At 63.0% G+C, this 24,656-nt stretch carries 21 protein-coding genes and 2 pseudogenes; 16 read left to right on the forward strand and 7 right to left on the reverse strand.

Annotation, left to right across the window (positions count from 1 at the left end; all coding sequences use genetic code 11):
• The first annotated feature begins 64 nt into the window (after positions 1 to 64).
• Positions 65 to 1,039, forward strand: a complete 975-nt coding sequence (locus KI241_RS24945) for a serine/threonine protein kinase (RefSeq protein WP_123579693.1) — start codon at positions 65 to 67, stop codon at positions 1,037 to 1,039.
• Positions 1,040 to 1,258: 219 nt separating this feature from the next.
• Complete coding sequence (rarD, locus tag KI241_RS24950; protein ID WP_042732809.1) at positions 1,259 to 2,146, forward strand: EamA family transporter RarD; 888 nt, start codon at positions 1,259 to 1,261, stop codon at positions 2,144 to 2,146.
• A gap of 217 nt (positions 2,147 to 2,363) precedes the next feature.
• Here rarD and KI241_RS24955 read toward each other — a convergent pair whose 3' ends face one another.
• A complete protein-coding gene (locus KI241_RS24955; RefSeq protein ID WP_053151428.1) occupies positions 2,364 to 2,882 on the reverse strand; it encodes an ACT domain-containing protein in 519 nt (172 codons plus the stop codon).
• Positions 2,883 to 3,352: 470 nt separating this feature from the next.
• On the opposite strand from KI241_RS24955, the gene KI241_RS24960 reads away from it, so the two are divergent.
• Positions 3,353 to 5,530 carry a malate synthase G gene (locus KI241_RS24960; RefSeq protein WP_047735923.1) on the forward strand — a complete coding sequence of 726 codons (2,178 nt, stop codon included), beginning with the start codon at positions 3,353 to 3,355 and terminating at the stop codon, positions 5,528 to 5,530.
• An 83-nt stretch (positions 5,531 to 5,613) separates the two neighbouring features.
• Here KI241_RS24960 and KI241_RS24965 read toward each other — a convergent pair whose 3' ends face one another.
• Positions 5,614 to 6,060: a response regulator gene (locus KI241_RS24965; protein WP_053151434.1), complete on the reverse strand. Its 447-nt coding sequence runs from the start codon at positions 6,058 to 6,060 to the stop codon at positions 5,614 to 5,616.
• A 258-nt stretch (positions 6,061 to 6,318) separates the two neighbouring features.
• Here KI241_RS24965 and KI241_RS24970 point away from each other — a divergent pair, with 258 nt between their 5' ends.
• The 10 genes and pseudogenes from KI241_RS24970 to KI241_RS25010 all read left to right on the forward strand — a co-directional run bounded on the left by KI241_RS24970 (position 6,319) and on the right by KI241_RS25010 (position 17,032).
• Positions 6,319 to 8,253, forward strand: coding sequence for a putative nucleotidyltransferase substrate binding domain-containing protein (locus KI241_RS24970; protein ID WP_348532649.1), 1,935 nt, complete (start codon positions 6,319 to 6,321; stop codon positions 8,251 to 8,253).
• Positions 8,250 to 8,956, forward strand: a pseudogene (locus KI241_RS24975) (3'-5' exonuclease). Before KI241_RS24970 ends, KI241_RS24975 begins: the two are co-directional and overlap by 4 nt.
• Before the next feature lie 220 nt (positions 8,957 to 9,176).
• Complete coding sequence (locus KI241_RS24980) at positions 9,177 to 9,695, forward strand: RNA polymerase sigma factor (protein WP_212803100.1); 519 nt, start codon at positions 9,177 to 9,179, stop codon at positions 9,693 to 9,695.
• Positions 9,692 to 10,669 carry a FecR family protein gene (locus KI241_RS24985; protein ID WP_042729616.1) on the forward strand — a complete coding sequence of 326 codons (978 nt, stop codon included), beginning with the start codon at positions 9,692 to 9,694 and terminating at the stop codon, positions 10,667 to 10,669. The genes KI241_RS24980 and KI241_RS24985 overlap by 4 nt, the downstream gene beginning before the upstream one ends.
• Positions 10,670 to 10,842: 173 nt before the next feature.
• Entirely contained in the window at positions 10,843 to 13,281 is a 2,439-nt protein-coding gene (locus KI241_RS24990) for a TonB-dependent siderophore receptor (protein WP_212803101.1), read from the forward strand.
• 33 nt (positions 13,282 to 13,314) lie between these two features.
• Positions 13,315 to 13,446, forward strand: a pseudogene (locus tag KI241_RS27910) (metal ABC transporter ATP-binding protein); the annotation flags it as partial.
• Between the two features lie 49 nt (positions 13,447 to 13,495).
• Positions 13,496 to 14,626, forward strand: coding sequence for a PepSY-associated TM helix domain-containing protein (locus KI241_RS24995; RefSeq protein ID WP_212803102.1), 1,131 nt, complete (start codon positions 13,496 to 13,498; stop codon positions 14,624 to 14,626).
• Positions 14,623 to 14,802: a hypothetical protein gene (locus tag KI241_RS25000; RefSeq protein ID WP_212803103.1), complete on the forward strand. Its 180-nt coding sequence runs from the start codon at positions 14,623 to 14,625 to the stop codon at positions 14,800 to 14,802. The genes KI241_RS24995 and KI241_RS25000 overlap by 4 nt, the downstream gene beginning before the upstream one ends.
• 204 nt (positions 14,803 to 15,006) lie before the next feature.
• Entirely contained in the window at positions 15,007 to 16,305 is a 1,299-nt protein-coding gene (locus KI241_RS25005; protein ID WP_042729612.1) for an MFS transporter, read from the forward strand.
• A 97-nt stretch (positions 16,306 to 16,402) separates the two neighbouring features.
• Positions 16,403 to 17,032, forward strand: coding sequence for a glutathione S-transferase (locus KI241_RS25010; RefSeq protein WP_212803104.1), 630 nt, complete (start codon positions 16,403 to 16,405; stop codon positions 17,030 to 17,032).
• Positions 17,033 to 17,225: 193 nt separating this feature from the next.
• Here KI241_RS25010 and creD read toward each other — a convergent pair whose 3' ends face one another.
• From creD to KI241_RS25030, 4 genes are all read right to left on the reverse strand, one after another.
• Positions 17,226 to 18,599, reverse strand: a complete 1,374-nt coding sequence (creD, locus tag KI241_RS25015) for a cell envelope integrity protein CreD (RefSeq protein ID WP_042729609.1) — start codon at positions 18,597 to 18,599, stop codon at positions 17,226 to 17,228.
• A 139-nt stretch (positions 18,600 to 18,738) separates the two neighbouring features.
• The gene (gene creC, locus KI241_RS25020) at positions 18,739 to 20,157 is read right to left on the reverse strand and encodes a two-component system sensor histidine kinase CreC (RefSeq protein ID WP_042729608.1); all 1,419 of its coding nucleotides are present in this window, start codon (positions 20,155 to 20,157) and stop codon (positions 18,739 to 18,741) included.
• Positions 20,157 to 20,837, reverse strand: a complete 681-nt coding sequence (gene creB / locus KI241_RS25025; protein ID WP_042729607.1) for a two-component system response regulator CreB — start codon at positions 20,835 to 20,837, stop codon at positions 20,157 to 20,159. The genes creC and creB overlap by 1 nt, the downstream gene beginning before the upstream one ends.
• A gap of 69 nt (positions 20,838 to 20,906) precedes the next feature.
• Complete coding sequence (locus KI241_RS25030; RefSeq protein WP_042729606.1) at positions 20,907 to 21,413, reverse strand: ATP-dependent zinc protease; 507 nt, start codon at positions 21,411 to 21,413, stop codon at positions 20,907 to 20,909.
• A 307-nt stretch (positions 21,414 to 21,720) separates the two neighbouring features.
• Between KI241_RS25030 and KI241_RS25035 the strand changes: the two genes are divergently transcribed.
• A complete protein-coding gene (locus KI241_RS25035; RefSeq protein WP_042729605.1) occupies positions 21,721 to 22,614 on the forward strand; it encodes an acyltransferase in 894 nt (297 codons plus the stop codon).
• A gap of 136 nt (positions 22,615 to 22,750) precedes the next feature.
• Here KI241_RS25035 and KI241_RS25040 read toward each other — a convergent pair whose 3' ends face one another.
• The gene (locus KI241_RS25040) at positions 22,751 to 23,329 is read right to left on the reverse strand and encodes a DUF2780 domain-containing protein (protein WP_212803105.1); all 579 of its coding nucleotides are present in this window, start codon (positions 23,327 to 23,329) and stop codon (positions 22,751 to 22,753) included.
• 180 nt (positions 23,330 to 23,509) lie between these two features.
• Here KI241_RS25040 and KI241_RS25045 point away from each other — a divergent pair, with 180 nt between their 5' ends.
• Complete coding sequence (locus KI241_RS25045; protein WP_212803106.1) at positions 23,510 to 24,088, forward strand: hypothetical protein; 579 nt, start codon at positions 23,510 to 23,512, stop codon at positions 24,086 to 24,088.
• 337 nt (positions 24,089 to 24,425) lie between these two features.
• Positions 24,426 to 24,638, forward strand: coding sequence for a cold shock domain-containing protein (locus KI241_RS25050; protein ID WP_212803107.1), 213 nt, complete (start codon positions 24,426 to 24,428; stop codon positions 24,636 to 24,638).
• Positions 24,639 to 24,656 lie beyond the last annotated feature (18 nt).

Raw genomic sequence — 24,656 nt, forward strand, 5'->3', positions numbered from 1 at the left:
CAGACTGCTTTGCGCTACCATGCTGGGCCGGACGCGGCAGCCCTGCCGCTGCGCAGGAGTCAGCATGTCCCATCCGTTTGAAACCCTCACCCCCGATCTCGTACTCGACGCCGTTGAAAGCCTGGGCTTGCTCAGTGATGCCCGGGTGTTGGCGCTCAACAGTTATGAGAACCGTGTCTACCAGGTCGGTATCGAGGACGGCGAGCCGCTGATCGCCAAGTTCTATCGCCCTGCGCGCTGGACCAATGAAGCGATCCTGGAAGAACACCGTTTCACGTTCGAACTGGCCGATTGCGACGTGCCGGTGGTGGCGCCATTGATCCATGACGGCGCCAGCCTGCACGAACACGCAGGCTTTCGCTTCACCCTGTTTCCCCGTCGTGGCGGCCGTGCGCCGGAACCGGGTAACCTCGACCAGCTCTACCGCCTCGGGCAACTGCTCGGACGACTGCACGCCGTGGGCGCCAGCCGCCCGTTCGAGCACCGCGAAGCCTTGGGCGTGAAGAACTTCGGCCACGATTCCCTGGCCACGGTGCTGGACAGCGGCTTCGTCCCGCGCAGCCTGTTGCCGGCCTACGAGTCTGTCGCCAGGGACCTGCTCAAGCGTGTCGAAGAGGCCTACGCCGCCACACCCCACCAGACCATCCGCATGCACGGCGACTGTCATCCCGGCAACATGATGTGTCGCGACGAGGTGTTTCACATCGTCGACCTCGACGATTGCCGCATGGGCCCCGCGGTCCAGGACCTGTGGATGATGCTCGCCGGCGACCGCCAGGCCTGCCTGGGGCAGTTGTCGGAATTGATGGACGGTTACCAGGAGTTCCACGACTTCGACCCACGGGAACTGGCGCTGATCGAACCTTTGCGCGCCCTGCGCCTGATGCACTACAGCGCCTGGCTCGCACGCCGCTGGGACGACCCGGCCTTCCCCCGCAGCTTTCCGTGGTTCGGCAGTGAACGCTACTGGGGCGACCAGGTGCTGGCCTTGCGCGAGCAACTGGCGGCACTGAATGAAGAGCCGTTGAAGTTGTTCTGATGGGTTTCAGCTGTCACCGCGCCCCGTGTGGGAGCGGGCTTGCTCGCGAAGCCGGAGGAACATTCAATATCCATCTCGACTGACCCACCGCTTTCGCGAGCGAGCCCGCTCCCACAGAAGGATCTGTGGCGGGGCCAGGACGTTCACAAAGGTTCACACCCAACCTGACAAATCTCCTTACAATCACTTCTTTGTTAGCTGCCTAAGCAAGGATTCTGCATGCAAGCCGCCAACCCGCGTCGCGGGTACATCCTGGGCCTGACCGCCTATATCGTCTGGGGATTGTTCCCCATCTATTTCAAAGCCATCGCCAGCGTGCCAGCCGTGGAGATCATCATCCACCGCGTCCTGTGGTCGGCGCTGTTCGGCGCGGCGTTGCTGCTGGTCTGGAAGCATCCGGGCTGGTGGCGCGAACTGCGGGACAACCCACGCCGACTGGCGATCCTGGCCCTGAGCGGTACGCTGATCGCGGTCAACTGGCTGACCTACGTCTGGGCAGTGAACAATGGGCGGATGCTCGAAGCGAGCCTGGGCTATTACATCAACCCGCTGGTGAACGTGCTGCTGGGCATGCTGATCCTGGGTGAACGGCTGCGGCCCATGCAATGGGTGGCGGTGGGGTTGGCGGCGGTAGGCGTGGCGCAGCAGGTCTGGCAAGTGGGCAGCCTGCCATGGGTATCGCTGGCGTTGGCGCTGACCTTCGGTTTCTATGGATTGATCCGCAAGCAGGCGCCGGTCAAGGCCCTGCCGGGGTTGGTGGTGGAAACCTGGATGCTGGTGCCGATTGCCGTGGCCTGGCTGCTGCTCAACCCGGCGGCCACCAGTGCCCAGGCTGCTTTCTGGAGCACTTCCGAAGCCTGGTGGCTGGTGGCCGCAGGCCCGGTGACGCTGGTTCCGCTGGTATGCTTCAACGCCGCGGCCCGGCACCTGCCCTACACCACGCTGGGGTTCCTCCAGTACATCGCCCCGACCTTGGTGCTGCTGCTGGCGGTGACACTGTTCGGCGAGCACCTGTCGTCCAGCACCCTGGTGGCGTTCCTGTTCATCTGGGCGGGGCTCGCGGTGTACAGCATCGATGCCGTGATCAGCCTGCGCCGGCGCAACTGATCAAAAAACGCACAAACGTGCGCAGGCCCCGTGCAACGTGGCCTGCGCTGATTCTTCCCAAGGTTATCCACAGCGTGGTCCCCGCCGTTTGTGCACAAGCCCTTGATAATCGGTGATTTTTTGATCATCGCCGGCTAAGGCCCGGCGGGCTTGGGCTGGCGCCGGGTCTCTACAGGTTATCCACAGGCAGGCTCAGGTTTTCCTTGGATAACCCGCTTCACGCTTCGTCGCTGAGCTTGAGCTCCACCATCAATTCATCGGCCAGGGTCTCCAGGCGTTCCTGCAATGTGTCCAGCGACAAGGCCAGCGGCACGCCAAGGATTGCCTCGGCGTGAAACAGCAACTCGCTGCTCATGGGGGCCGGGCGCACATGGGTGACCAGCCGCTCGACATTGACCCCTTGCTCGCTCAGCAGCCGGGTGATGTCGCGCACGATGCCAGGCCGATCGTTACCCACCAGCTCCATGACAATGGGTTTCCAACTGCACGACGCCTCGGCGGCGCTCTCGGCGATCAGCACGCGGATGCCGTGGACCGACAGCCCCTGCAAGGCCTCGATCAACGCTTCATGGGCCTCGGCGGGGGCGCTGAGGCGCAGGATCCCGGCAAACTGCCCGGCCAGGTGCGACATGCGACTTTCCAGCCAGTTGCCGCCGTGCTCGGCGATGCAATCGGCGATGCGCTCGACCTGCCCGGGCTTGTCCGGAGCAAAAACAGTGATAACCAGATGGTCCATGGCGCAGCCCTCTTGTGGTGAGAAGCAGGAGTATAGAAGTGCACATCCTTTGGCGAGGGGATTGATCACCTCGTTACAAGGTGCGTAAGTGGCCAATCGGATAATCGTGTACAAGTTTCAAGATTTATCTGGAACAATCCCTCTGTTTTTTGAGAACATCCGATGTCTCGTCGTGACTGTAGGCCTTTAGTCGGTCGCAGAACGACGCATTTAGTCTGATTTTCACAACCGCAGTTGATCATGTAGTATGCCGCAGCGAGCACTACATAATGTTGGACCGATGTCTGCTTAAGGCGCAGTCGCATCCCTGAAAGCCCCGTCAGCAAGGCCAAGAGCCCTTTGATAGGTCCCACCCAGCCGCCAGCGATGGCATGTACTGGTACCGGGGTTTGTGGTTTAAATGTCCCGAGGCTTCATTGTCAAAATCGAAGAGCTGAAAAGCGAAATAGCTGAGCAGAGTGAGGCAAGCAATGACTGAACACGTTCAAGTCGGTGGCCTGCAGGTCGCCAAAGTCCTGTTCGACTTCGTGAATAACGAAGCCATTCCCGGAACCGGCCTCACCGCCGACGCATTCTGGGCCGGTGCCGACAAGGTCATCCATGACCTGGCACCGAAGAACCAAGCCCTACTCGCCAAACGCGACGACTTCCAAGCACGGATCGATGCCTGGCACCAGGCCCGTGCCGGCCAGGCCCACGACGCCGTGGCTTACAAAGCCTTCCTGCAAGACATCGGATATCTGCTGCCAGAAGCGGCGGATTTCCAGGCCACGACCCAAAACGTCGATGACGAAATCGCCCGCATGGCCGGCCCGCAGTTGGTGGTGCCGGTGATGAACGCCCGCTTCGCCCTCAACGCCTCGAATGCCCGCTGGGGTTCGCTGTACGACGCGCTGTACGGCACCGACGCCATCAGCGAAGCCGACGGCGCACAAAAGGGCAAGGGCTACAACAAGGTTCGCGGCGACAAGGTCATTGCCTTCGCCCGCGCCTTCCTCGACGAAGCAGCCCCCCTGGCGGCCGGCTCCCATGTCGACTCCACCGCCTACAAGATCGTCGACGGCAAACTGGTGGTCACCCTCAAGGGCGGCAGCAACAGTGGCCTGCGTGACGATGCTCAACTGATCGGTTTCCAGGGTGATGCCGCGGCGCCGGCCGCCGTGCTGCTCAAGCACAACGGTCTGCACTTCGAAATCCAGATCGACGCCAGCACCCCGGTCGGCCAGACCGACGCGGCTGGTGTGAAAGACATCCTGATGGAAGCGGCGCTGACCACCATCATGGACTGCGAAGACTCGGTCGCCGCCGTCGACGCCGATGACAAGGTGGTGATCTACCGTAACTGGCTCGGCCTGATGAAGGGTGATCTGTCGGAGCAAGTGACCAAGGGCGACCAGACGTTCACCCGCACCATGAACGCCGACCGCGCCTACACCACCGCCGACGGCTCGGGCCTGACGCTGCACGGTCGCTCGCTGCTGTTCGTGCGTAACGTCGGGCACCTGATGACCATCGACGCGATCCTGGACAAGCACGGCAACGAAGTGCCGGAAGGTATCCTCGACGGCCTGATCACCAGCCTGGCGGCGATCCACAGCCTCAACGGCAACACCTCCCGCCGCAACAGCCGCACCGGCTCGGTGTACATCGTCAAGCCGAAGATGCACGGGCCTGAAGAAGCCGCCTTCACCAACGAGCTGTTCGGTCGTATCGAAGACGTGCTGAACCTGCCGCGCAACACCCTCAAGGTCGGGATCATGGACGAGGAGCGCCGCACCACGGTCAACCTCAAGGCCTGCATCAAGGCAGCCAGCGAGCGCGTGGTGTTCATCAACACCGGCTTCCTGGACCGCACCGGCGACGAAATCCACACCTCGATGGAAGCCGGCCCGATGGTGCGCAAGGCCGACATGAAGGCCGAGAAGTGGATCGCCGCGTACGAAAACTGGAACGTCGACATCGGTTTGAGCACCGGCCTGCAAGGTCGCGCACAAATCGGCAAGGGCATGTGGGCCATGCCCGACCTGATGGCGGCGATGCTCGAACAGAAAGTCGCCCACCCAATGGCCGGCGCCAACACCGCCTGGGTGCCGTCGCCGACCGCCGCTGCCCTGCACGCCCTGCACTACCACAAGGTCGACGTATTCGCTCGCCAGGCCGAACTGGCCAAGCGCACCCGCGCGTCGGTGGACGACATCCTGACCATCCCGCTGGCCGCCAACCCGAACTGGACACCGGAGCAGATCAGGAACGAACTGGACAACAACGCCCAGGGCATCCTCGGCTACGTGGTGCGCTGGATCGACCAAGGCGTGGGTTGTTCCAAGGTGCCGGACATCAACGACATCGGCCTGATGGAAGACCGGGCGACGCTGCGCATTTCCAGCCAGCACATCGCCAACTGGCTGCGCCATGGCATCGTCACGCAGGACCAGGTGATGGAAAGCCTCAAGCGCATGGCGCCGGTGGTGGATCGCCAGAACGCCAACGACCCGCTGTACCGCCCGCTGGCACCGGACTTCGACAGCAACATCGCCTTCCAGGCGGCGGTCGAACTGGTGATCGAAGGCACCCGCCAGCCTAACGGCTACACCGAGCCGGTGCTGCACCGCCGCCGTCGTGAGTTCAAGGCAGCCAATGGGTTGTGATTGAGCGGTAGCGATCAATGAGAAAGGCCCTGATCTTGCGATCAGGGCCTTTTTTGTTTGCCGTGCGGACCGATCGCCACAGGCTAGAGGTCCATCCCCAACTCCCGCTTGACCAACTCCAACAATTTCTCCGTATCGATGGGCTTGAGCAGGAAGTCCACCACGCTCAGGTGCATGGCTTCGATGGCGTCCTTCACGTCGGCGTCTCCGGACACCAGGATGATCGGCAACGCGGCGCGCTCGGACTCGCGCACCAGGCGGACCAGTTCCAGGCCATCGACATTGCCCATGCGCAGATCAGTGATTATCAGGCCGATCGACGGCTTGGTTTCCAGCATCTTGAGTGCCGTTTCACCGCTGGCGGCGGTCATGCAGTGAATCCCGTCCAGCGCCAGAATTTCCGACAGCAGTTCACGGGCGTCCTTGTCGTCATCGACGATCAAGACTCGCTGCGGCGGCAGGTCGGGTTCCAGCATGACGGCACTCAGCGCCTCGCGCTCGGCGTCACTCAAAATATCGTGGTCGGACATGGGGCTCTCTACGTTCTCGAATCATTCCCTTGGCAAGTGGTCAGACATCGTTGCAAGGCGCTTCAATGTGCACTTCGTCGGATTTTTTTCCAAGAACATTTAATGAAGTTTTTTTAAGGCCCTCACAGGGCATTTCCCCCCGGTTTCGCCCTATCGCGGGCGACCTAGACTTACGTCCAATGGGCACCCCGCGCTCAGGGGCCGACCATGGGAGAACAGATCCGACCACAACAATTCGAAAAAGATTGCGTAATGGCTATGAAAAAAGCGGACGCCTTCACCCAGGCAGGGAAAACCGCGGTGTTGCAAAACATCCAGGGGACACTGCAGTTTCTCCAGCGCTTCCCGCCGTTCAACCACATGGAAAATGCCCACCTGGCGTACCTGGTGGAGCAATGCCTGCTGCGTTTCTACGCCACTGGCGAAACCATCATCAAGCCGGCCGATGGCCCGGTGGAACACTTCTACATCGTCAAGCAGGGCCGGGTAGTGGGCGAGCGTCCGCATTCGGCCAAGGGCGGTACCGAGACCACCTTCGAAATCACCACCGGCGAGTGTTTTCCCCTCGCCGCCTTGCTCGGCGAGCGCGCCACCCGCACCGAACACCGGGCCGGCGAGGACACGTTCTGCCTGCAACTGAACAAACAGGCCTTCATCAAGCTGTTCGCCCTCTCCGGGCCGTTTCGCGACTTCGCCTTGCGCGGGGTCAGCAGCCTCCTGGACCAGGTCAACCAGCAGGTCCAACAGAAATCCGCGCAGACCCTGGGCACGCAGTACTCCCTCAATACGCGCCTGGGTGAACTGGCGATGCGTCACCCAGTGAGTTGCAGCCCCGACACGCCCTTGCGCGAAGCCGTGAAACTGATGCACGAGCAACAGGTTGGCAGCATCGTGGTCGTGACGGAACAGAAGACGCCGGTCGGGATTTTCACCCTGCGCGACCTGCGGCAAGTGGTGGCCGATGGGGCCGGGGATTTCTCCCAGGCCATCGCCGGGCACATGACTCAGGCGCCGTTTTTCCTGTCGCCGGACCACAGCGCCTTCGACGCCGCGATTGCCATGACCGAACGTCACATCGCCCACGTCTGCCTGGTCAAGGAGCAGCGCCTGTGCGGCGTGGTGTCCGAGCGTGATCTGTTTTCCCTGCAACGAGTCGACCTGGTGCACCTGGCCCGTACCATCCGCAGCGCACCGAAGGTGGAAAACCTGGTGGCCCTGCGTGGCGAGATCGGTCAACTGGTGGAGCGCATGCTCGCCCATGGCGCCTCCTCGACCCAGATCACCCACATCATCACGTTGCTCAACGACCACACGGTATGCCGGATCATCGAGCTGACCCTGGCCGACAAAGGCGACCCCGGCGTGCCGTTCAGCTGGCTGTGTTTCGGCAGCGAAGGCCGCCGCGAGCAAACCCTGCACTCCGACCAGGACAACGGCATCCTCTTCGAAGCCCGGGACGCCGCCCACGCCGCGCAGATCCGAGGCCTGCTGCTGCCCATCGCCCAACAGATCAACCAGAGCCTGGCCCTGTGCGGCTTCACGCTGTGCAAGGGCAACATCATGGCCGGCAACCCCGAGCTGTGTCTGTCCCGCGCCGAATGGGCCCGGCGCTTTGCCGCGTTCATTCGCGAGGCGACGCCGGAGAACCTGTTGGGCTCGAGCATCTATTTCGACCTGCGGGTGGTCTGGGGTGACGAACAAGGTTGCGAACAATTGCGCCAGCAGATCCTCGACCAGGTGGGCGATAACCGTCTGTTCCAGCGCATGATGGCCGACAACGCGTTGCGCCATCGCCCGCCGGTGGGGCGCTTCAGAGAGTTTGTGCTCAGCCGCAAGAACGGTGAAAAAGCCACCCTCGACCTCAAGGTGCAAGGCCTGACGCCTTTCGTGGACGGCGCCCGTTTGCTGGCCCTGGCCAATGGCATCGGCGCCAACAACACCTTGGAGCGCTTGCGGCAACTGGTCGCCCGCCAGGTGATCGAACCCCTCGACGGCGCGGCCTATGAAGAGGCCTATCACTTCATCCAGCAGACCCGCATGCAACAGCATCAACTGCAAACCCGCGAGAACCTGCCGTACTCCAACCGCGTCGACCCCGACAGCCTCAACCATCTGGACCGACGCATCCTGCGCGAATCCCTGCGCCAGGCCCAACGCCTGCAAAGCAGCCTGAGCCTGAGGTATCAGCTGTGAGCCTGTTTTCCTGGCTGCGCCCGGCCCAGCCGTCATTGCCGGACGCCTTGCAGCAACGCCTGGCAGACTTGCCGCCGCCTGCCGCCCTGGGTGAATGCAGCCTGCGGGAACAGCGTTGGGTGGTGCTGGACCTGGAAACCACCGGGCTGAACCTGAACAAGGATCAGGTGCTGTCCATTGGCGCAGTGGCCATCGAAGACGGCGCGATCGATTTCGGCCAGCAGTTCGAACGCACCTTGCAATGCGACAAACAAAAGCTCGGGCCCAGCGTGTTGATCCATGGCCTGGCGCCGAGCACGATTGCCGCTGGCAGCGAACCGGCCGAAGCGTTGCTGGCGTTCATGGAGTACGTCGGCGACAGCCCGTTGCTGGCCTTCCACTCCCCCTTCGATGCCCACATGCTCGGGCGCGCACTGAAGGATCACCTGGGCTATCGCTTGCAGCACCCGTTCCTCGACGTCGCGGACCTGGCCCCGATGCTCTGCCCCAGGTCGCCCTGCGCCAGGCGGGCCTGGACGACTGGATCGACGCGTTCAAGCTGCAGGTGCAGGAGCGCCACAACGCCAGCGCCGACGCCCTGGCCACGGCGGAACTGGCGCTGATCCTGTTCAGCCGCGCCCGCCAGCAACAGATCCCCAGCCCGCTGGCGTTGCAGCAGCGCCTGGGCCAATGGAAACGCCGGCAGCAGGCGCCTTCGATCTAACCCCTGTTCGGAGAACACCATCGGCCCTGTGGGAGCTTGCTCGCGATGGCGTACTGTCGGCCGACACTGATATGAGTTGATCGCTCATCATCGCGAGCAAGCTCGCTCCCACACCCGACAACCCCAGAAGCCCCACCCGACCAGTGCCAATTGCTTTCGCTCTGCCGCCTCTGTCACAATCGCGAACAATTCTCGTTACTTAAAACATCGGTGATGCTCCGTGTCGTCAGTCCCTAGCCCTCACAGTGATCTGGTTGGTGCGTTGTACCGTGACCATCGCGGTTGGCTATTGGCCTGGTTGCGGCGCAACGTGGCCTGTGCACAACGGGCCGAGGACTTGAGCCAGGACACGTTCGTACGCCTGCTCGGCCGCGACCAACTGACCACGCCTCGCGAGCCGCGGGCGTTCCTGGTGGCGATCGCCAAGGGGCTGCTGTTCGATTATTTCCGCCGGGCAGCCCTGGAGCAGGCCTACCTCACCGAGTTGATGTTGATCCCCGAAAGCGAACAGCCGTCGCTGGAAGAACAGCAGATGATCCTCGAAGACCTCAGGCACATCGACCGGTTGCTCGGCCAGTTGTCGAGCAAGGCCCGCGCCGCCTTCCTCTACAATCGCCTCGACGGCCTCGGCCACGCCGAGATCGCCCAGCGCCTGGGGGTTTCGGTGCCACGGGTACGGCAATACCTGGCCCAGGGCATTCGCCAGTGCTACATCGCCCTGTATGGCGAGCCGACATGAATCCTGCCTGCGCCAAACCGGTATCGGCCCGTGTGCTGGATGCCGCCATTGCCTGGCAGTTGTCGCTGGATTCGGGCAGCGCCCAGGAGCGCGAGGCGTTCGCCCGCTGGCATGCCGCCGATGAAGAACATGCCCGCGCCTGGCGGCAGTTGGGCATGCTCGACCAGCGTTTCAGCGTCGCCAGCGGGCCGGCGCGGGCCGCATTGTTGCAATCGCGCACGACCCTCCGGCGACGGTTGCGCAAGATGGGCAGCGGCCTGGCCAGCCTGGTCGCAGTCGTCGGCCTGACGCTGTTCGTCGCCGAGCGCTACCTGTCGCTGGACTATTGGCTGGCCGACCAGCGCACCGCCACGGGCGAACAGCGCACCCTGCGACTGGCCGACGGAACAGTGGTCAACCTCAACACCCACAGCGCGCTGGACGTGCGCTTCGATGCCCGGCAGCGACGCATTGTCCTGCAGGAAGGCGAGATCCTGGTGGAAACCGGCCACAACGACCCGCGTCCCTTCATCGTCGAAACCCGCGAAGGCCGCCTGCGTGCCTTGGGCACGCGGTTCCTGGTCAAGCGAGAAGACCAGGGCACGCGCCTGAGCGTGTTGCAATCGGCCGTGGCCGCGCACCCCCAGGCAACGGACGAAGAGCAGGTCCTGCGCGAAGGCCAGCAAGTGCTGATGCGCCGCGACGGGCTCGGGCCGACGTTGGCGTTGGGGCCCGGCGCAGACGCCTGGACCCGCGGCATGTTGGTGGTCGACAACGCCCGCCTGGAGGATCTGGTGCACGAACTGGGGCGCTATCGGCGCGGCTACCTGGGCGTCGAGCCGCAGGTCGCGGACCTGCGCATCACCGGCAGCTTCCCGCTGCACGACACCGACCTGGCCTTGGCGGCGCTGCTGCCGACCTTGCCGGTGCAGGTCGAGCATCACACGCGGTGGTGGGCCGTGGTGGCGCCTAGGGACGGAGCAAAATCCAAGTAATCGGACGGGCGCAAGGCCTTCTTTACGTTCAAACTCGCGAAGAGACCATCGCCCCCGACATTGCCCACCCGCTTGCACGCTGAATCTAAATTATTTTCATCCCGCCCTATCACTTTTCGATTCTCATCCGGCACTCAGGCAATTGAGAAATATTTCCATTCAGGAGCCGCCGTATGTCCCGCCCGCTAGACACCCTGTTGCGCCCCAGCCTGCTGGCCGTCGCCATTGCCTTTGCCGCCCCGCTCGCCAGCGGGCCGCTGTTGGCCGCCGAGCAGGCCACCAGCCTGCACGCCTACAATCTGCCCGCCGCGCCGTTGGCCAGTACCTTGAACCAGATCGCCAGCCAGGCCGGCCTTGCGCTGAGCCTGAACCCGTCCCTGGCATCGGGCAAAACGTCGGCACCGGTGCAGGGCCAGTTCGATGCCACCGGCGCGTTGCGTGAAGCGCTGCGCGGCACCGGCCTGCAACTGGAGCAAAGCAGCGCCGGCACCTACAGCCTGGTGGCCGTGCCGGAGGGCGTCATGGTGTTGCCGGAAACCAGCGTGATCGGCGCGGGCAGCAGCGAAACCGCGTGGGGCCCGACCGAGGGCTATGCCGCCACCCGCACCGCCGCCGGCACCAAGACCGATACACCGATTGTCGAGCTGCCGCGCTCGGTCTCGGTGGTCACGCGCCAGCAGATGGAAGACCGCTCCGTGCTCAACCTCAACGACGCGCTGCGCTACACCGCCGGCGTGCAGAGCAGCGGGTATGGTTCGGATACGCGCAACGACTGGCTGCTGGTGCGCGGCTTCGTGCCGACCCAGTTCCTCGACGGCCTGCCACTGCCGCGGGGCAACTACGTCACGCCCAAGATCGAGACCTGGAACCTTGAGCGCATCGCCGTGCTGCGTGGCCCGGCCTCCTCGGTCTACGGCCAGACGCCACCGGGCGGCATGCTGGACATGGTCAGTCGTCGTCCCCAGGCCGACAGCAGCCACGAAGTCCAATTGCAGGCCGGCAGCAACGAGCACAAGCAGATCAACTTCGACAGCACCGGCAAGGTCGACGACGAAGGCCAGTTTCTCTATCGGGTCAGCGGCACCGTGCGCGACAGCAATGCCCAGGTCGACCACATTCCGGACAAGCGCTACAACATCGCCCCCAGCCTGACCTGGAACATCAACGACGACACCCGCCTGACCTTCCTGTCCCAGTACACCCGCGACGACACCGGCATCACCGGGCAATTCCTGCCGCTGCAAGGCACCAAGCTGGCGTCGCCGGCTGGCACGATTTCCCACCATAAGAACCTCGGCGATCCGGATTGGGAATTCTACGACCGCACCTACTACGCGCTGGGCTATGCCTTCGAGCATCGCTTCAACGACACCTGGCAGTTCCGCCAGAACCTGCGCTACACCAAAAGCGACCTGGAATTTCAGGGCATCTCCGCTGGCGGCTCGTTCTTTCCGGATGGTCCAGACCAATCCGTGAGCGCCGACGGCACCGTCAGACGCAGCGCCAGTATCGTAGATGAAGACATCAGCCAGTTCGCCGTGGACAACAACTTCCAGGCCGACTTCCAGACCGGAGCGCTAAGCCATACCGTGCTGCTGGGCCTGGATCACCAGCGCTCCAACAGCAACGCGCGCTGGCAGTGGGGCTCCGGCGGCGTGCCGACCAGCAACATCAACAACCCGGTCTATGGGCAGGATTTCTCCAACGTCCAGTACTTCACCATGTACGACTACAACCAGAAGACCAACCAGACCGGCCTCTACGTCCAGGACCAGATGGCCCTGGACAACTGGCGCCTGACCCTCGGTGGGCGTGAAGACTGGATTCACACCGGCACGCTGTTCCACAACCAGAACGACGCGACCACCACCCAGCGCGACAAGAAATTCAGCGGCAACGCAGCGCTGAGCTACGTCTTCGATAACGGCGTGACGCCGTACATTTCCTTCGCCCAGTCGTTCCAGGCGGCGACCGGTTCGGTCATCACCAGCACCCAGGCGTTCAAACCCACCGAAGGCGAACAATACGAAGCCGGTATCAAGTACCAGCCGCCCGGCACCAAGACCTTGCTGACCGCCGCCGTGTTTGACCTGACCCAGAAAAACAACTCCGTCACCGAGAACAACATCACCCGCCAGGTGGGTGAAGTGCAGGTTCGCGGCCTGGAGCTGGAAGCCTCTGGGGACGTCACCGACAACCTGAAACTGGTCGGGTCCTACACCTACAACGACAGCGAGATCACCAAGGGCACCGCCGCCGAAAAAGGCAAGCGCATGGCCCAGGTGCCTCGCAACCAGGCCACCGCGTGGGCCGACTACACCTGGCACAACGGCCCGCTCGATGGCTTTGGCGTCGGCGCGGGTGTGCGCTATGTCGGCGACACCTATGGCAACACCACCAACACCGATTGGGGCCACGTCGGTTCCTACACCGTGTACGACGCCTCGGCCCACTACGACCTGGGACGCCTGAGCAACGCCCTCAAGGGCGTGTCGGTGGCGGTGGACGCGAAAAACATCTTCAACAAGGACTACCTGTCCACCTGCGACGGGTTCTATTGCTACTACGGCGACCAGCGCAATGTCGTCGCCAGCGTGAATTACAAATGGTAAACGGTTAGCATTTGCAAAACCTTTCGAGGGCACCTGTCCCGAAGACCTGTCAGCCAAATACCCCCTGTGGGAGCGAGCTTGCTCGCGAAAGCGGTGCGCCAGACAACATCAACGTTGACTGTTACGCCGTCTTCGCGAGCAAGCTCGCTCCCACAGGTTCGCGGCTTGGCTGACGGGGCTCTGGCATCGAGGCCCTCTCGCATTCGGATCGACCATGAAAAGCAAAACCATCCGCCGCTGGTCCTTCGTCCACACCTGGACCAGCCTGATCTGCACGGTGTTCCTGCTGATGCTGGCGATCACCGGGCTGCCGTTGATCTTCCACCACGAAATCGAACACCTGCTGGGCGACGCTCCCGAGCTGCGGCAAATGCCGGCCGACACGCCGCCCCTGGACCTTGCGCAACTGGTGGAAAAAGCCAAGGCCCATCGTCCCGGCGAAGTGGTCCAGTACTTTGGCTGGGATGAAGACGAGCCCAACGGCGTCATCACCATCATGGCGCCGACGCCGGGCACCGAGCCCAATTCATCCCACACCTTCATGCTCGACGGGCGCACCGGTGAAGCCCTGGAAATGCCCTCGGCCAATGGCGGCTTCATGATGGTCATGCTGCGCCTGCACGTGGACATGTTCGCCGGCTTGCCAGGCAAGTTGTTCCTGGCGTTCATGGGCCTGCTGTTCGTGGTGGCCATCGTTTCCGGGGTGGTCTTGTACCTGCCGTTCATGCGCCGCTTGAAGTTCGCCACCGTGCGCCAGGACAAATCGACCCGCCTGCGCTGGCTCGACCTGCACAACCTGATCGGCGTGGTCACGCTGGTCTGGGCGCTGACGGTGGGGGTCACCGGCGTGATTGCCGCGTGCGCCGAGTTGATCATCGCCGCCTGGCGCAACGACAGCCTCAGCAGCATGATCGAACCCTATCGCGATGCCCCGCCGTTGACGCAACTGGCACCGGCCACTCGCCTGCTGGACATCGCCAGGGACGCCGCACCCGGCATGGAGCCCAGCTTCATCGCCTTCCCGGGCACGTTGTTCTCCAGCGCCCACCACTATGGCGTGTTCATGAAGGGCAACACTCACCTGACGTCTCACCTGCTCACGCCGGTGCTGATCGACGCCAGCACCCTGGCCGTCACCGCCGTGGCCGAACGCCCGTGGTACATGGACGTCATGAGCCTGTCGCTGCCCCTGCATTTCGGCGACTACGGCGGCCGGCCGATGCAGATTTTCTGGGCGGTGCTCGACGTGCTGACCATCATCGTGCTCGGTAGCGGCGTCTACCTGTGGGTGGTGCGGCGCAAAGCGGCCAAGCCTGCGGCCATCACCGCGCAGGTCTCCTCATGAAGCCGCGGCAGTCGAGTTTCTGGAAGGTGTTCGGCATCCCCCTGGGAATCGGTGTGCTCTGCGCCGCCGGGCTGTTCAGCGCCCTGCTGGGCGATGGCCTGTGGGACGCCGTGAGCTGGCTCGGGCTGGGCGTGCCTTGTGTGTTGGGGGTACGGGGGTTGCTCCCGCGCCGCTGAGGCCTCGGCGCCACCCGTTGATCCGACGCCCTTTCTCCTGACGTTATACGACGACACTTCGCCGCGTCGCGGCATGCGCGCGCCTGCCCACTGACATATTTGTTGACAAATTTATCCTTGCACTCCTATAAATGCGCACGTTGTACGACAACCTACAACAAACATCCCTGCGACACCAAATCCAAAAATAATCATGGTGAAGTGATGAAAATCAAAGGCATCCGCTGGTGGATGGTCGGCCTGGTCACGGCCGGCCTGATGGTCAACTACCTGGCCCGCAATACCCTCTCGGTGGCTGCCCCCACCCTGATGAGCGACATGAACATTTCCACCGAGCAGTATTCGCACATCGTCGTGGCCTGGCAGGTCTGCTACGCGCTGATGCAGCCGGTGGCCGGCTACATCATCGATGCCATCGGCACCAAGATGGGCTTCGCCATTTTTGCGTTCGCCTGGTCCCTGGCCTGCGCCGCGGCAGCCATGGCCTCGGGCTGGCAAGGCCTGGCCTTCTTCCGTGGGTTGTTGGGTGTGACCGAAGCGGCCGGGTTGCCGGCAGCGGTCAAGGCCTCCACCGAATGGTTTCCGGCCAAGGAGCGTTCGGTCGCCATCGGCTGGTTCAACATCGGCTCGTCGATCGGGGCCGTCCTGGCCCCGCCGCTGGTCGTCTGGGCGATCCTGAACAGTGGCTGGGAACTGGCCTTCCTGATCGTCGGCGGCCTGGGCATCGCCTGGACGTTCCTGTGGCTGATCCTCTACAAGCACCCACGTGACCAGAAGCGCCTGAGCGACACCGAGCGCGACTACATCCTCAACGGCCAGGAAGCCCACTTCAAGGACCAGGCGCCGAAAAAAGGCAGCTGGAAGACGATCATTGCCAGCCGCAACTTCTACGCCATCGCCAGCGCGCGGATTCTCTCCGAGCCGGCCTGGCAGACCTTCAATGCCTGGATCCCGCTGTACCTGATGACCGAGCGGCACATGAACATCAAGGAAATCGCAATGTTCGCCTGGCTGCCGTTCCTGGCCGCGGACCTTGGCTGCGTGCTGGGCGGTTACCTGAGCCCGTTCTTCCACAAGTATTGCAAGGTGTCGCTGTTCACCTCCCGCAAGATGGTCTTGCTGTTCGGCGCGTCCTGCATGATCGGCCCGGCCTGCATCGGCCTGGTCGAGAGCCCGTACACCGCCATCGCCCTGCTGTGCATCGGCGGCTTCGCCCACCAAACCTTGTCCGGCGCGCTGTACGCCATCACGTCCGACTCGTTCGGCAAGCATGAAGTCGCCACCGCCACCGGCATGGGCGGGATGTTCGGCTACCTCGGCGCTGCGGCCTTCACCCTGGTGTTTGGCGTGATGGTGACCAAAATCGGCTACAGCCCGCTGTTCGTGATGCTGGCGATCTTCGACGTGGTCGCGGCGTTTATCGTCTGGACCGTCGCCCGGGAACTCAAGCCACAACCGACGACACCGTCAGCGCAACCCCAGGCGCTGCAACCGGCCGCTTGACCCGCGACGACCGGGCCACCACGGCCCGGTCGCACTGCCTTGGGCACGGATGACGCGCTATGCTGCGCAACACGTGCCACTGACCCGAGACGTTGCCATGTCCACCCCCAGCATGACGCTGTTCCACAACCCCGCTTCACCTTTCGTTCGCAAGGTCCTGGTGCTGCTGCACGAAACCGGCCAGCAGGACCGCGTGGCGTTGCAGCTCAGCCAGCTCACACCGGTCAAGCCGGACCGGGCGCTCATCGACGACAACCCGTTGAGCAAGATCCCGACCCTGCGCCTGGCCAACGGGACGGTGATCCATGACAGTCGCGTGATCCTCGATTACCTCGACCACCAGCATGTCGGCAATCCACTGATCCCCCGGGACGGCGCGGCCCGCTGGCGACGCCTGACCCTGGCCTCCATGGCCGATGGCATCATGGATGCGGCAGTCATGATTCGTTATGAAACCGCCCTGCGCCCGGTGGAAAAGCACTGGGACGAATGGCTCGATGCGCAACGGGACAAGATCCGCCGTGCCGTGGGCGTGCTTGAAGCCGAGGCCATTGCTGAGTTGGCCAGTCATTTCGACGTAGCGTCCATCAGCGTGGCCTGTGCCTTGGGCTATCTCGACCTGCGCCACCCGGACCTGGAATGGCGCAAGGCCAACCCGCAATTGGCGGCGTGGTTTGCCGAGGTGAGCTTGCGGCCTTCAATGATTGAAACAGTGCCCAAAGTCTAGTTCTGCCCTGGCTGCACCGGCCCCATCGCGAGCAAGCTCCCACATTTGGCTTCGTTGCCTGGGTAAACGAGGTCTCCTGTGGGCGCGAGCTTGCTCGCGATAAGGCCAATGCGACCCATCGGAAACAACCCGGCAATCCGCGTCACCAGCACCTCTGCCAATCGCTGATCCTCCCGCAACCCCAGCGACCGGCTCATTTCACCTCTCCCAGCTCGAAGGACATGGCCGCTGCCGGCTTCGCCCCCACCCCGTACCAGTCCAGCTTGCGGGTCAGCACCATGAACACACCGAGCAGGGCGAACAGCAACAACGAGCCCATCAGCAAGGCGTAGTCCTCAGCGCTCAGCAAACCGTAGAGCAGGCCATACAACGCTGCCAGCCCCACCGAAAAGGCCACGCCATGGCTCACGCTGCGCAACACATGGCACACATAGAAACCGATCAACACCACGCAGGCACTGGCGGATGCCAGGTAGGCCAGGGCGAAGCCGATGTGCTCGGATAACGACAACAACAGCAGGTAGAAGAACGCCAGCGCCACGCCTACCAATGCGTATTGCACCGGGTGCACCGCCAGGCTCTTGAGCACCTCGAACAGGAAGAAGCCGGCGAAGGTCAACGCGACGAACAGCAGCGCATATTTGATCGCCCGGTCGGTCTTGAGGTACTGGTCCACCGGATCGATGAAACTCACGCCGAAAGCCCGGCTGCGGAACGCCTCGCAGCTGTCGCTGGTTTCACAGCTTTGCAGCGCTTCTTCGAGGTTGGTGGAAAAAAACGACGTCTGCCAGTCAGCACTGAAGCCTTGCTCATTGATGTCACGCTGGACCGGCAGGTAATTGCCGATGAAACTCGGGTGTGGCCAGTCGGCCGACAGATGCACCTTGGTAGACTTGCCCACCGGCAGGATCTGCAGCTCGCCGGTGCCTTGCAGGCGCAGGTCGAAACCAAAGGTCAGGTCGGCACTGCCCTGGGCAGTGATCATCGGCAGCGGCACGTGCACGCCCTGCCCCAGCCAGCCGACTCGCGAGCCGGGCAGGAAATCGACGGTTTGCTGATTGAGCGTCAGGGTCAGCGCATTCTCGATGCCACGGATGTCACTGATACCGACCGTCAGGTACGGCTGGTCGAAACGGTAGTCGGCCAGGTCCTTGGTCGCGACGCCATAGTGTTCAGGCACCTTGAAGCGGCCGTCGATACGATTATCGGCGTGGAACAGCCGCGCCTCGTAGATTCCCCGGGCGCGGGTCTCGGTGCGGACCTGGCCGTCGAGTTCGAACTGCTCTGGCAAGAAATACAACTCGCCGCTTTGCTCGACGGTTTCCAGGAAACGCACGCCGGTCTTCTCGTTGGTGTTCCAGACCCGCACGTCCTTGCGAAACGGCACGACGATCATCGGCCCAATGAGTTGCTGGCTACGGCTGGAACTGCGGGCAATGTCTTGCAGCACACCGTCACGCAGTTCCTGGCGCTCGTCGATGAGGCCGTTGATCATCAGCAAGGGGATCATCAGCAGGAGGATCAAGAGGGCAATCATGCCCAGTTTTATAGCGAGGCTGCGGTTCATGTGGGGCTCTCCCTGTTCGAATGAGGGAGAGTCTGGGGGGGCTGTGTGGGGCGTTCATGGGGGCAATGTGGAGATTGTGTGGAGACTCGACCGCTCTTGCCCTCGCCACAACGGTATTCCTTCAGGGAGAACTCGCTCTTCAGGGCAACCGCAGCACTACTTCCACCCCACCCTCGACATTGCCGATGGTGAACGCCCCGGCATGCAACTGCACCACTTCCTCCACGAAGTTGAGCCCCAGGCCCGTGCTCTTGCGGCCGGTGCCAGGGCGCGGCAGGGAATAGAAACGCTCACTCAGGCGTGGCAGCGCATAGTCGGGGATCGGCTCGGCCTGATTGAACAGGCGGATCTCCACCCGCTGGCCGGTACGCTCGGCGCTGAGGCGCAGCAGCCCTTCGGCCGGGGTGAAGTCCAAGGCGTTCTCCAGCAGGTTGCCCAGCGCCTGGCGCAGCAGGAACGGCTCGCCCATCAACACCAGGTCGGCCGCGATGTGCCGTTCGATTCGCAACTGACGGCCCTCGATCCAACCGCTGCGCGCCTCCAGCAGTTGATCGAACAACGCCGCCAGCGGGACCGCGATGACTTCCTCCAGGCCCTGGCGCTGTTCGACCTGGGCCAGGTTGAGCAGGCGTTCGATCAACTGCTGCATGCGCACGCTTTCGCTGTCGATGTTGCTGACGAAGCGCTGGTGCTGGGCCGCGGGCATGTCGCTTTGCAGCAGCTCGGCGGCGCCGCGAATCGCCGCCAGGGGGCTCTTGAGTTCATGCGTCAGCGTGTGCACGTAGCGCTCGACATAGGCCTTGCCTTCCAACTGCGTGCGCATGTGCTCCACGGCGCCCGCCAGTTGCTCGAACTCGCCGCCGCGATAATGCGGCACTTCCACCCTTTGCCCCTGGCTGACGGCCTGGGCATAACGGGTCAGGCGACGCAGCGCCGAACTGAGCCACCACGACAGCGCAGCACCGAGCAGCAGGCCCAGGCCGATCAAGCCAGCGCCATACAACAGCAGGCGCCGCTCCGTGCGGTCGATATAGGGCTGCAGCGAGCTGTTGGGCTTGGCGACGGTGACCACGCCGATGATCCGGCCGTTGTCGCGAATGGGCGCGCCGACGTGCATCACCGAGGACGCCGGGTCATCCGGATCGCTGCGGCTCGAACGGGCGCCGTAATGGCCGCGCAAGGTCAGGTACACGTCGTTCCAGCGCGAATAATCCTGGCCCACCGCCACCCCACTGGAGTCGAGCACCACGATCCCGTTGGCATCGGTGACGTAGATCCGATGGTTGACCTGGTTCTTCGGCAAGCCCCAGATCGACGCCGCCGGCTGGCGCTCGCCGTAGGCCTTGAGCAGTTGCGGCCAGCGATTCTGGTTGAGGGTACCGGCCTTGAAATCGTCCCGCAGGATCTCGGCCATCAGGTTGGCCGTGTCCACCAGGGTTTCTTCGGTGGACTGGCGCACGCCAGGGCGGATCTGCTCGATCACCGTGCCGAGCACGAAATACCCGGTCAGGCCGATAAACAGCACGTAGACCAGGAAAATCCGGATCCCCAGCGACATCAGCTGTGCCCCGGGCTGTAGCTGTAGCCGAGGCCGCGATGGGTCTGGATCGGCTCGGCCTCGGCCCTGACCAGGCGCAACTTGGCGCGCACGCTCTTGATGTGGCTGTCGATGCTGCGCTCGTAGCCGGCATCGCTGGCGACACCCAGGGCGTCGAGCAACTGTTCGCGGCTGAAGACCCGCTCCGGCTGCTCCAGCAGGCAGTTAAGCAGGCGGAACTCGTGGCGGGTCAGGTTCAGCGGCTTGCCGCGATAGCTGATCTGCACCCGGTCGTTGTCCACCTGGAACAGCGCCGTGCCCAACTCCGGCGCCGGGCGCGGGGCCACGCGCTTGAGAATCGCGCGGACCCTGGCCGCCACTTCCCGGGGGCTGAAGGGCTTGACCACGTAATCGTCGGCGCCGATCTCCAGGCCCACGACCCGGTCGATCTCGCCATCCCGAGCTGTCAGAAAAATGACCGGAACGTCGCTGAAACGTCTGAGATTCTTGCAGGTTTCAAATCCACTGATATCCGGCAGGCCCACATCGAGGATGATCAGGTCCGCCGGCGTGTGCTTCTGGTGTTCGAGGGCCGCCGCGCCGAGGCTCAGCCAGGTGGTGTCGAAACCCTCTCCTTGCAGCGCAAACACCAGCGTATCGGCGATGGCGGCTTCGTCTTCGACAATCAGAATATGAGGCATGTCTTGCGCGCCCGACAGTAAAGTTGCCGGAACGGTGCCCCAACCCCAGGGGCACGTCAATCGGGGAAATCAGCAGTCCGGCTTGTCAGCCGTATAACGCCGAGCCGGGTTCACCGCTGCACCAAACTCGCGCAGGGCCTTGGCGCCGATCAGCAACGGGTAGTTGAAGCTGCTGCGGTCGGTCAGGTTGACCTCCACGGTACGCTTGACGTTACCCAGGCACATTTCCAGGTCCACCACCGGGCGCTTGCTCGGGGCGATGGTTTCGTTGTCGTCGTCATCTTCTTCGGAGCGGGTCTTGATCTTGCTGATGCGCGCGATCTTGTGCTCGTAGACCTTGTTGCTCGCATCCTTGGTGGCCAGGCGGAAGCGCACCCAGTCATCGCCGTCGCGGGTGAAGGTCTCGATGTCCTTGGCCGACAGCGAAGCGGTCAGCGCGCCGGTGTCCATCTTGGCCTTGAGTACTTCACCGCCGATTTCCGGCAGCGCGATGTATTCATAACGCCCGTACAGGGTCGGCTCGGCGGCCAGCACTGGAAGGGCCACCAGGGAAAGCAGGGCGAGAATGGATTTCATGCGATAGGGCTTCCTGTGTGGGGTCGGATTTTAGACAGTGGCCGATGGATTCGTTCGGTCGTCCTCGTTACCACTGCGCTGCCCTTGTGGCGAGGGATTTATCCCCGTTCGAGTGCGAAGCACTCGCCATAGTGCCCAATTGCCGCACAGAGCTTGGGCAGCTGCGCAGCCCAACGGGGATAAATCCCCTCGCCACAGAAGCAAACCCAGCATACCGGCCAAAAGGTGAAACATTCGTCCATGCCTATTTGGCCTGCCGCCCGAAGCTGCTTATCATGGCCCGCCCATCTGTCTGCAAGAGTCATTTATGCGCCGCTTGCTCACCGGCTGTCTCGTCACGCTGCTGCTGTTGCTCAACACCCTGGTGCTGTTCGGCCCATTGATGGTGTTCGCCCTGCTCAAGCTGATCCTGCCCGGGCGCTTTCGCGACTACGCCTCCTGGGCGGTGATGTGGATCGCCGAGACCTGGGCCGAAATCGACAAGCTGATCTTCGCCCTGTGCATCCCCACCCGCTGGGACATCCGCGGCGGTGCCGACCTGCGTGGCGACACGTCCTACCTGGTCATCAGCAATCACCAATCCTGGGTGGACATCCCCGCCCTGATCCAGACCCTCAACCGCCGCACGCCGTTCTTCAAGTTCTTCCTCAAGAAGGAGCTGATCTGGGTGCCGTTCCTCGGCCTGGCCTGGTGGGCGCTGGACTACCCCTTCATGAAGCGCTACACCAAGGCCTTCCTGGCCAAGAACCCGGAACTGGCCGGCAAGGACCTGGAAATCACCAAGGCCGCCTGCGAGCTGTTCAAGCGCCAACCGGTCACCGTGGTCAACTACCTCGAAGGCACCCGCTTCACCACCGCCAAAAGCCAGCAGCAACAATCGCCTTTCACCCACCTGCTCAAGCCCAAGGCCGGTGGCGTGGCGTTCGTACTGGCAGCGATGGGCGAACAACTGGACGCGATCCTGGATGTCACGGTGGTCTATCCCCAAGACCGGATCCCCGGGTTCTGGGACCTGATCAGCGGCGCCGTGCCCCGGGTCATCATCGACATCCAGACCCGCGAGCTGGACCCGGCGCTGTGGCAAGGCGACTACGAAAACGACCCGGTATTTCGCCAACAAGTGCAGGACTGGGTGAATCAGCTGTGGACCGACAAGGATCGGCGGATTGCAGTTTTGCGTGACGAAAGGCAAAGCGACTGACACTTCTGATTAGTAGGCAGCGCCTGGAATGCCGCCGATGCAAGGTCCTGATGACTGGACCTTTCATCGAACCTGGGGACAAGCCGGCCGCATCCTCACAGAACCGTGCGCATGGCCTTATAGCGAAAACCACTGATCAGACACCCGTTCCACCGCCCCAGATGCCACCCAAATTCTGCAACAACGAACTCCCCACTCCCTGCTGCCCAAGATACTCAAGAATCACCGGCGCAAACTGGCCAATCATCCCGGTGTCCATGCCCAGCGCACTGAAAGCGTTGTTCAAGTCCCGAGTATCCTTGACGTTACCCAGCAAACCATCGAGCAAGGCACTCTTGTCCGAGCCACCACCCAGCAACCCACCCAAACCATTGAGCCCACCCAGGGCATGGTTACCGGCGATCTGATCAAGGCCCGGCACGCTTCTGCTCAGCTCGGAGAACTGCGGCTCGCTGAGCCGATTCTTCGCCAACCCGAGCATCGCACCGGCACCGCCAATGGCCTGTTCCGGGGTGATCTTGAGTTCCGAACCCAGGGTGTTGAGCAACCCGGCGGCCTTGGGCGCGGCGGCCACCGCGCCCTCCCCTTGCGCGTTCTGGTGGCCCTGCATGGCCGACAGCACGTTGGCCGCATCATCGAGGCTGAATTGAGCGAAGGCCGGGCTCGCCGCGAACGAGAGCAGGCAAGACAGGGCGAAACCGCGTGAAACCTTCATTGGGGGAACCTCTCGGAGCAATGAAAAACCGCCTGGGGTCGGCGGTATGAAATCGGGCGTTGGACTGGGCCCCAAGGCGAATGTTCCACATGTGGATGTCGACGACCGATCACGCCTCGCCCCCCTGTCAACGCCCTACGGGTTACCGTACAGTGCGGCTCCCTCCCGCGAGTTTTGCTTATGAACATAAAAATCGGTGGAGCGACCCTCGCGGTCATCCTGACGGGCATGCTCATTGCCTTGGGCGTCAGCGAATGCCAACGCGGCCCGCTCAACCCTGAAGTGGCCGACGGCACCAGCGACGAGCAAAAGACCTGGTTGACCATTGAACACCGTATCAAGCGCTACGACCCGGCCCTGACCGAAGTCATCCGCAACGACCCGCAAACGCTGACGGTGCGCTATCGTCCCGCTGTACCCCCGGAAAGCGACGACGCCTGGGTGGGAGACCTGTTGCGCGTGGTCGGCCACGGCCTGGCGGCGCTCAATAACGCGCCGGGCGGCAAGCAGTACACCCACGTGACGGTCCAGGCCCGACGGCTGGCCGACGACGATGTGGAGCTGGCCTACGACATGCAGGGTTTCGACGCCATCAAAACCCAACAGGACGGCTACACCACCTTCGCCAGCCAACCCCGTAGCCTGACATTGAGCCGTGCCGCCCTGGCCCAGGTTCAAGACGACTGTCGCAACCCGAGTACACAGGGTTTCTACCCTGAATTCTGCGAGCGGGTCAGGACGGCAACCGCCCGCGACTGACCGTGGCGAGCGAGCTTGCTCGCGCTCAAGTGCGCAGCGCTCGCCCCTGGCTTCTGAAAAGCGAGGGCTGCTTCGCACCCCAGCGGGAGCAAGCTCCCTCGCCACGATGGTGTTCGGTCAGTGGGGTACGGGCAGCTGCGCTGCGGCATGACCGCTTCGTGACAGTCATCTGAATATCACCGGCAAACGGTTATTTCCTTTCGGCATGGCCTACTGTCAGCTCTGACAGTAGGCACTCGTTCTGCCCGAAATTAAGCTCCCATTGTGTCAACGGAAACGAGGCGGACGAGCCTTCAGCTCCCTGCGCCTTTATTCATTCGGGCATAGGACAATAAAAATGAGCGACCGAGTCAAAGGAACCGTTAAATGGTTTAACGATGCAAAAGGCTATGGCTTCATTACCTGCGGCAAAGGGGGTGAAGAACTGTTCGTTCATTACTCAGCGATCGACGGCGAGGGTTACAAGACGCTGAAAGAGCGACAGGCCGTCTCTTTTGAAATCGAGCAGGGTACGAAGGGCAAGCAGGCGACGAGAGTGGCGCCGGAATAGATTATCTTCCTGAGGAGT

Origin of the sequence: Pseudomonas sp. Cab53 (assembly GCF_018325965.1) — a bacterium.
Taxonomy (GTDB): domain Bacteria; phylum Pseudomonadota; class Gammaproteobacteria; order Pseudomonadales; family Pseudomonadaceae; genus Aquipseudomonas; species Aquipseudomonas chlororaphis_E.

Coding starts and splice junctions, on each gene's coding strand:
- KI241_RS24945 (WP_123579693.1), top strand. CDS start 65: ATGTCCCATCCGTTTGAAACCCTCACCCCCGATCTCGTACTCGACGCC.
- rarD (WP_042732809.1), top strand. CDS start 1,259: ATGCAAGCCGCCAACCCGCGTCGCGGGTACATCCTGGGCCTGACCGCC.
- KI241_RS24955 (WP_053151428.1), bottom strand. CDS start 2,882: ATGGACCATCTGGTTATCACTGTTTTTGCTCCGGACAAGCCCGGGCAG.
- KI241_RS24960 (WP_047735923.1), top strand. CDS start 3,353: ATGACTGAACACGTTCAAGTCGGTGGCCTGCAGGTCGCCAAAGTCCTG.
- KI241_RS24965 (WP_053151434.1), bottom strand. CDS start 6,060: ATGTCCGACCACGATATTTTGAGTGACGCCGAGCGCGAGGCGCTGAGT.
- KI241_RS24970 (WP_348532649.1), top strand. CDS start 6,319: ATGAAAAAAGCGGACGCCTTCACCCAGGCAGGGAAAACCGCGGTGTTG.
- KI241_RS24985 (WP_042729616.1), top strand. CDS start 9,692: ATGAATCCTGCCTGCGCCAAACCGGTATCGGCCCGTGTGCTGGATGCC.
- KI241_RS24990 (WP_212803101.1), top strand. CDS start 10,843: ATGTCCCGCCCGCTAGACACCCTGTTGCGCCCCAGCCTGCTGGCCGTC.
- KI241_RS24995 (WP_212803102.1), top strand. CDS start 13,496: ATGAAAAGCAAAACCATCCGCCGCTGGTCCTTCGTCCACACCTGGACC.
- KI241_RS25000 (WP_212803103.1), top strand. CDS start 14,623: ATGAAGCCGCGGCAGTCGAGTTTCTGGAAGGTGTTCGGCATCCCCCTG.
- KI241_RS25005 (WP_042729612.1), top strand. CDS start 15,007: ATGAAAATCAAAGGCATCCGCTGGTGGATGGTCGGCCTGGTCACGGCC.
- KI241_RS25010 (WP_212803104.1), top strand. CDS start 16,403: ATGTCCACCCCCAGCATGACGCTGTTCCACAACCCCGCTTCACCTTTC.
- creD (WP_042729609.1), bottom strand. CDS start 18,599: ATGAACCGCAGCCTCGCTATAAAACTGGGCATGATTGCCCTCTTGATC.
- creC (WP_042729608.1), bottom strand. CDS start 20,157: ATGTCGCTGGGGATCCGGATTTTCCTGGTCTACGTGCTGTTTATCGGC.
- creB (WP_042729607.1), bottom strand. CDS start 20,837: ATGCCTCATATTCTGATTGTCGAAGACGAAGCCGCCATCGCCGATACG.
- KI241_RS25030 (WP_042729606.1), bottom strand. CDS start 21,413: ATGAAATCCATTCTCGCCCTGCTTTCCCTGGTGGCCCTTCCAGTGCTG.
- KI241_RS25035 (WP_042729605.1), top strand. CDS start 21,721: ATGCGCCGCTTGCTCACCGGCTGTCTCGTCACGCTGCTGCTGTTGCTC.
- KI241_RS25040 (WP_212803105.1), bottom strand. CDS start 23,329: ATGAAGGTTTCACGCGGTTTCGCCCTGTCTTGCCTGCTCTCGTTCGCG.
- KI241_RS25045 (WP_212803106.1), top strand. CDS start 23,510: ATGAACATAAAAATCGGTGGAGCGACCCTCGCGGTCATCCTGACGGGC.
- KI241_RS25050 (WP_212803107.1), top strand. CDS start 24,426: ATGAGCGACCGAGTCAAAGGAACCGTTAAATGGTTTAACGATGCAAAA.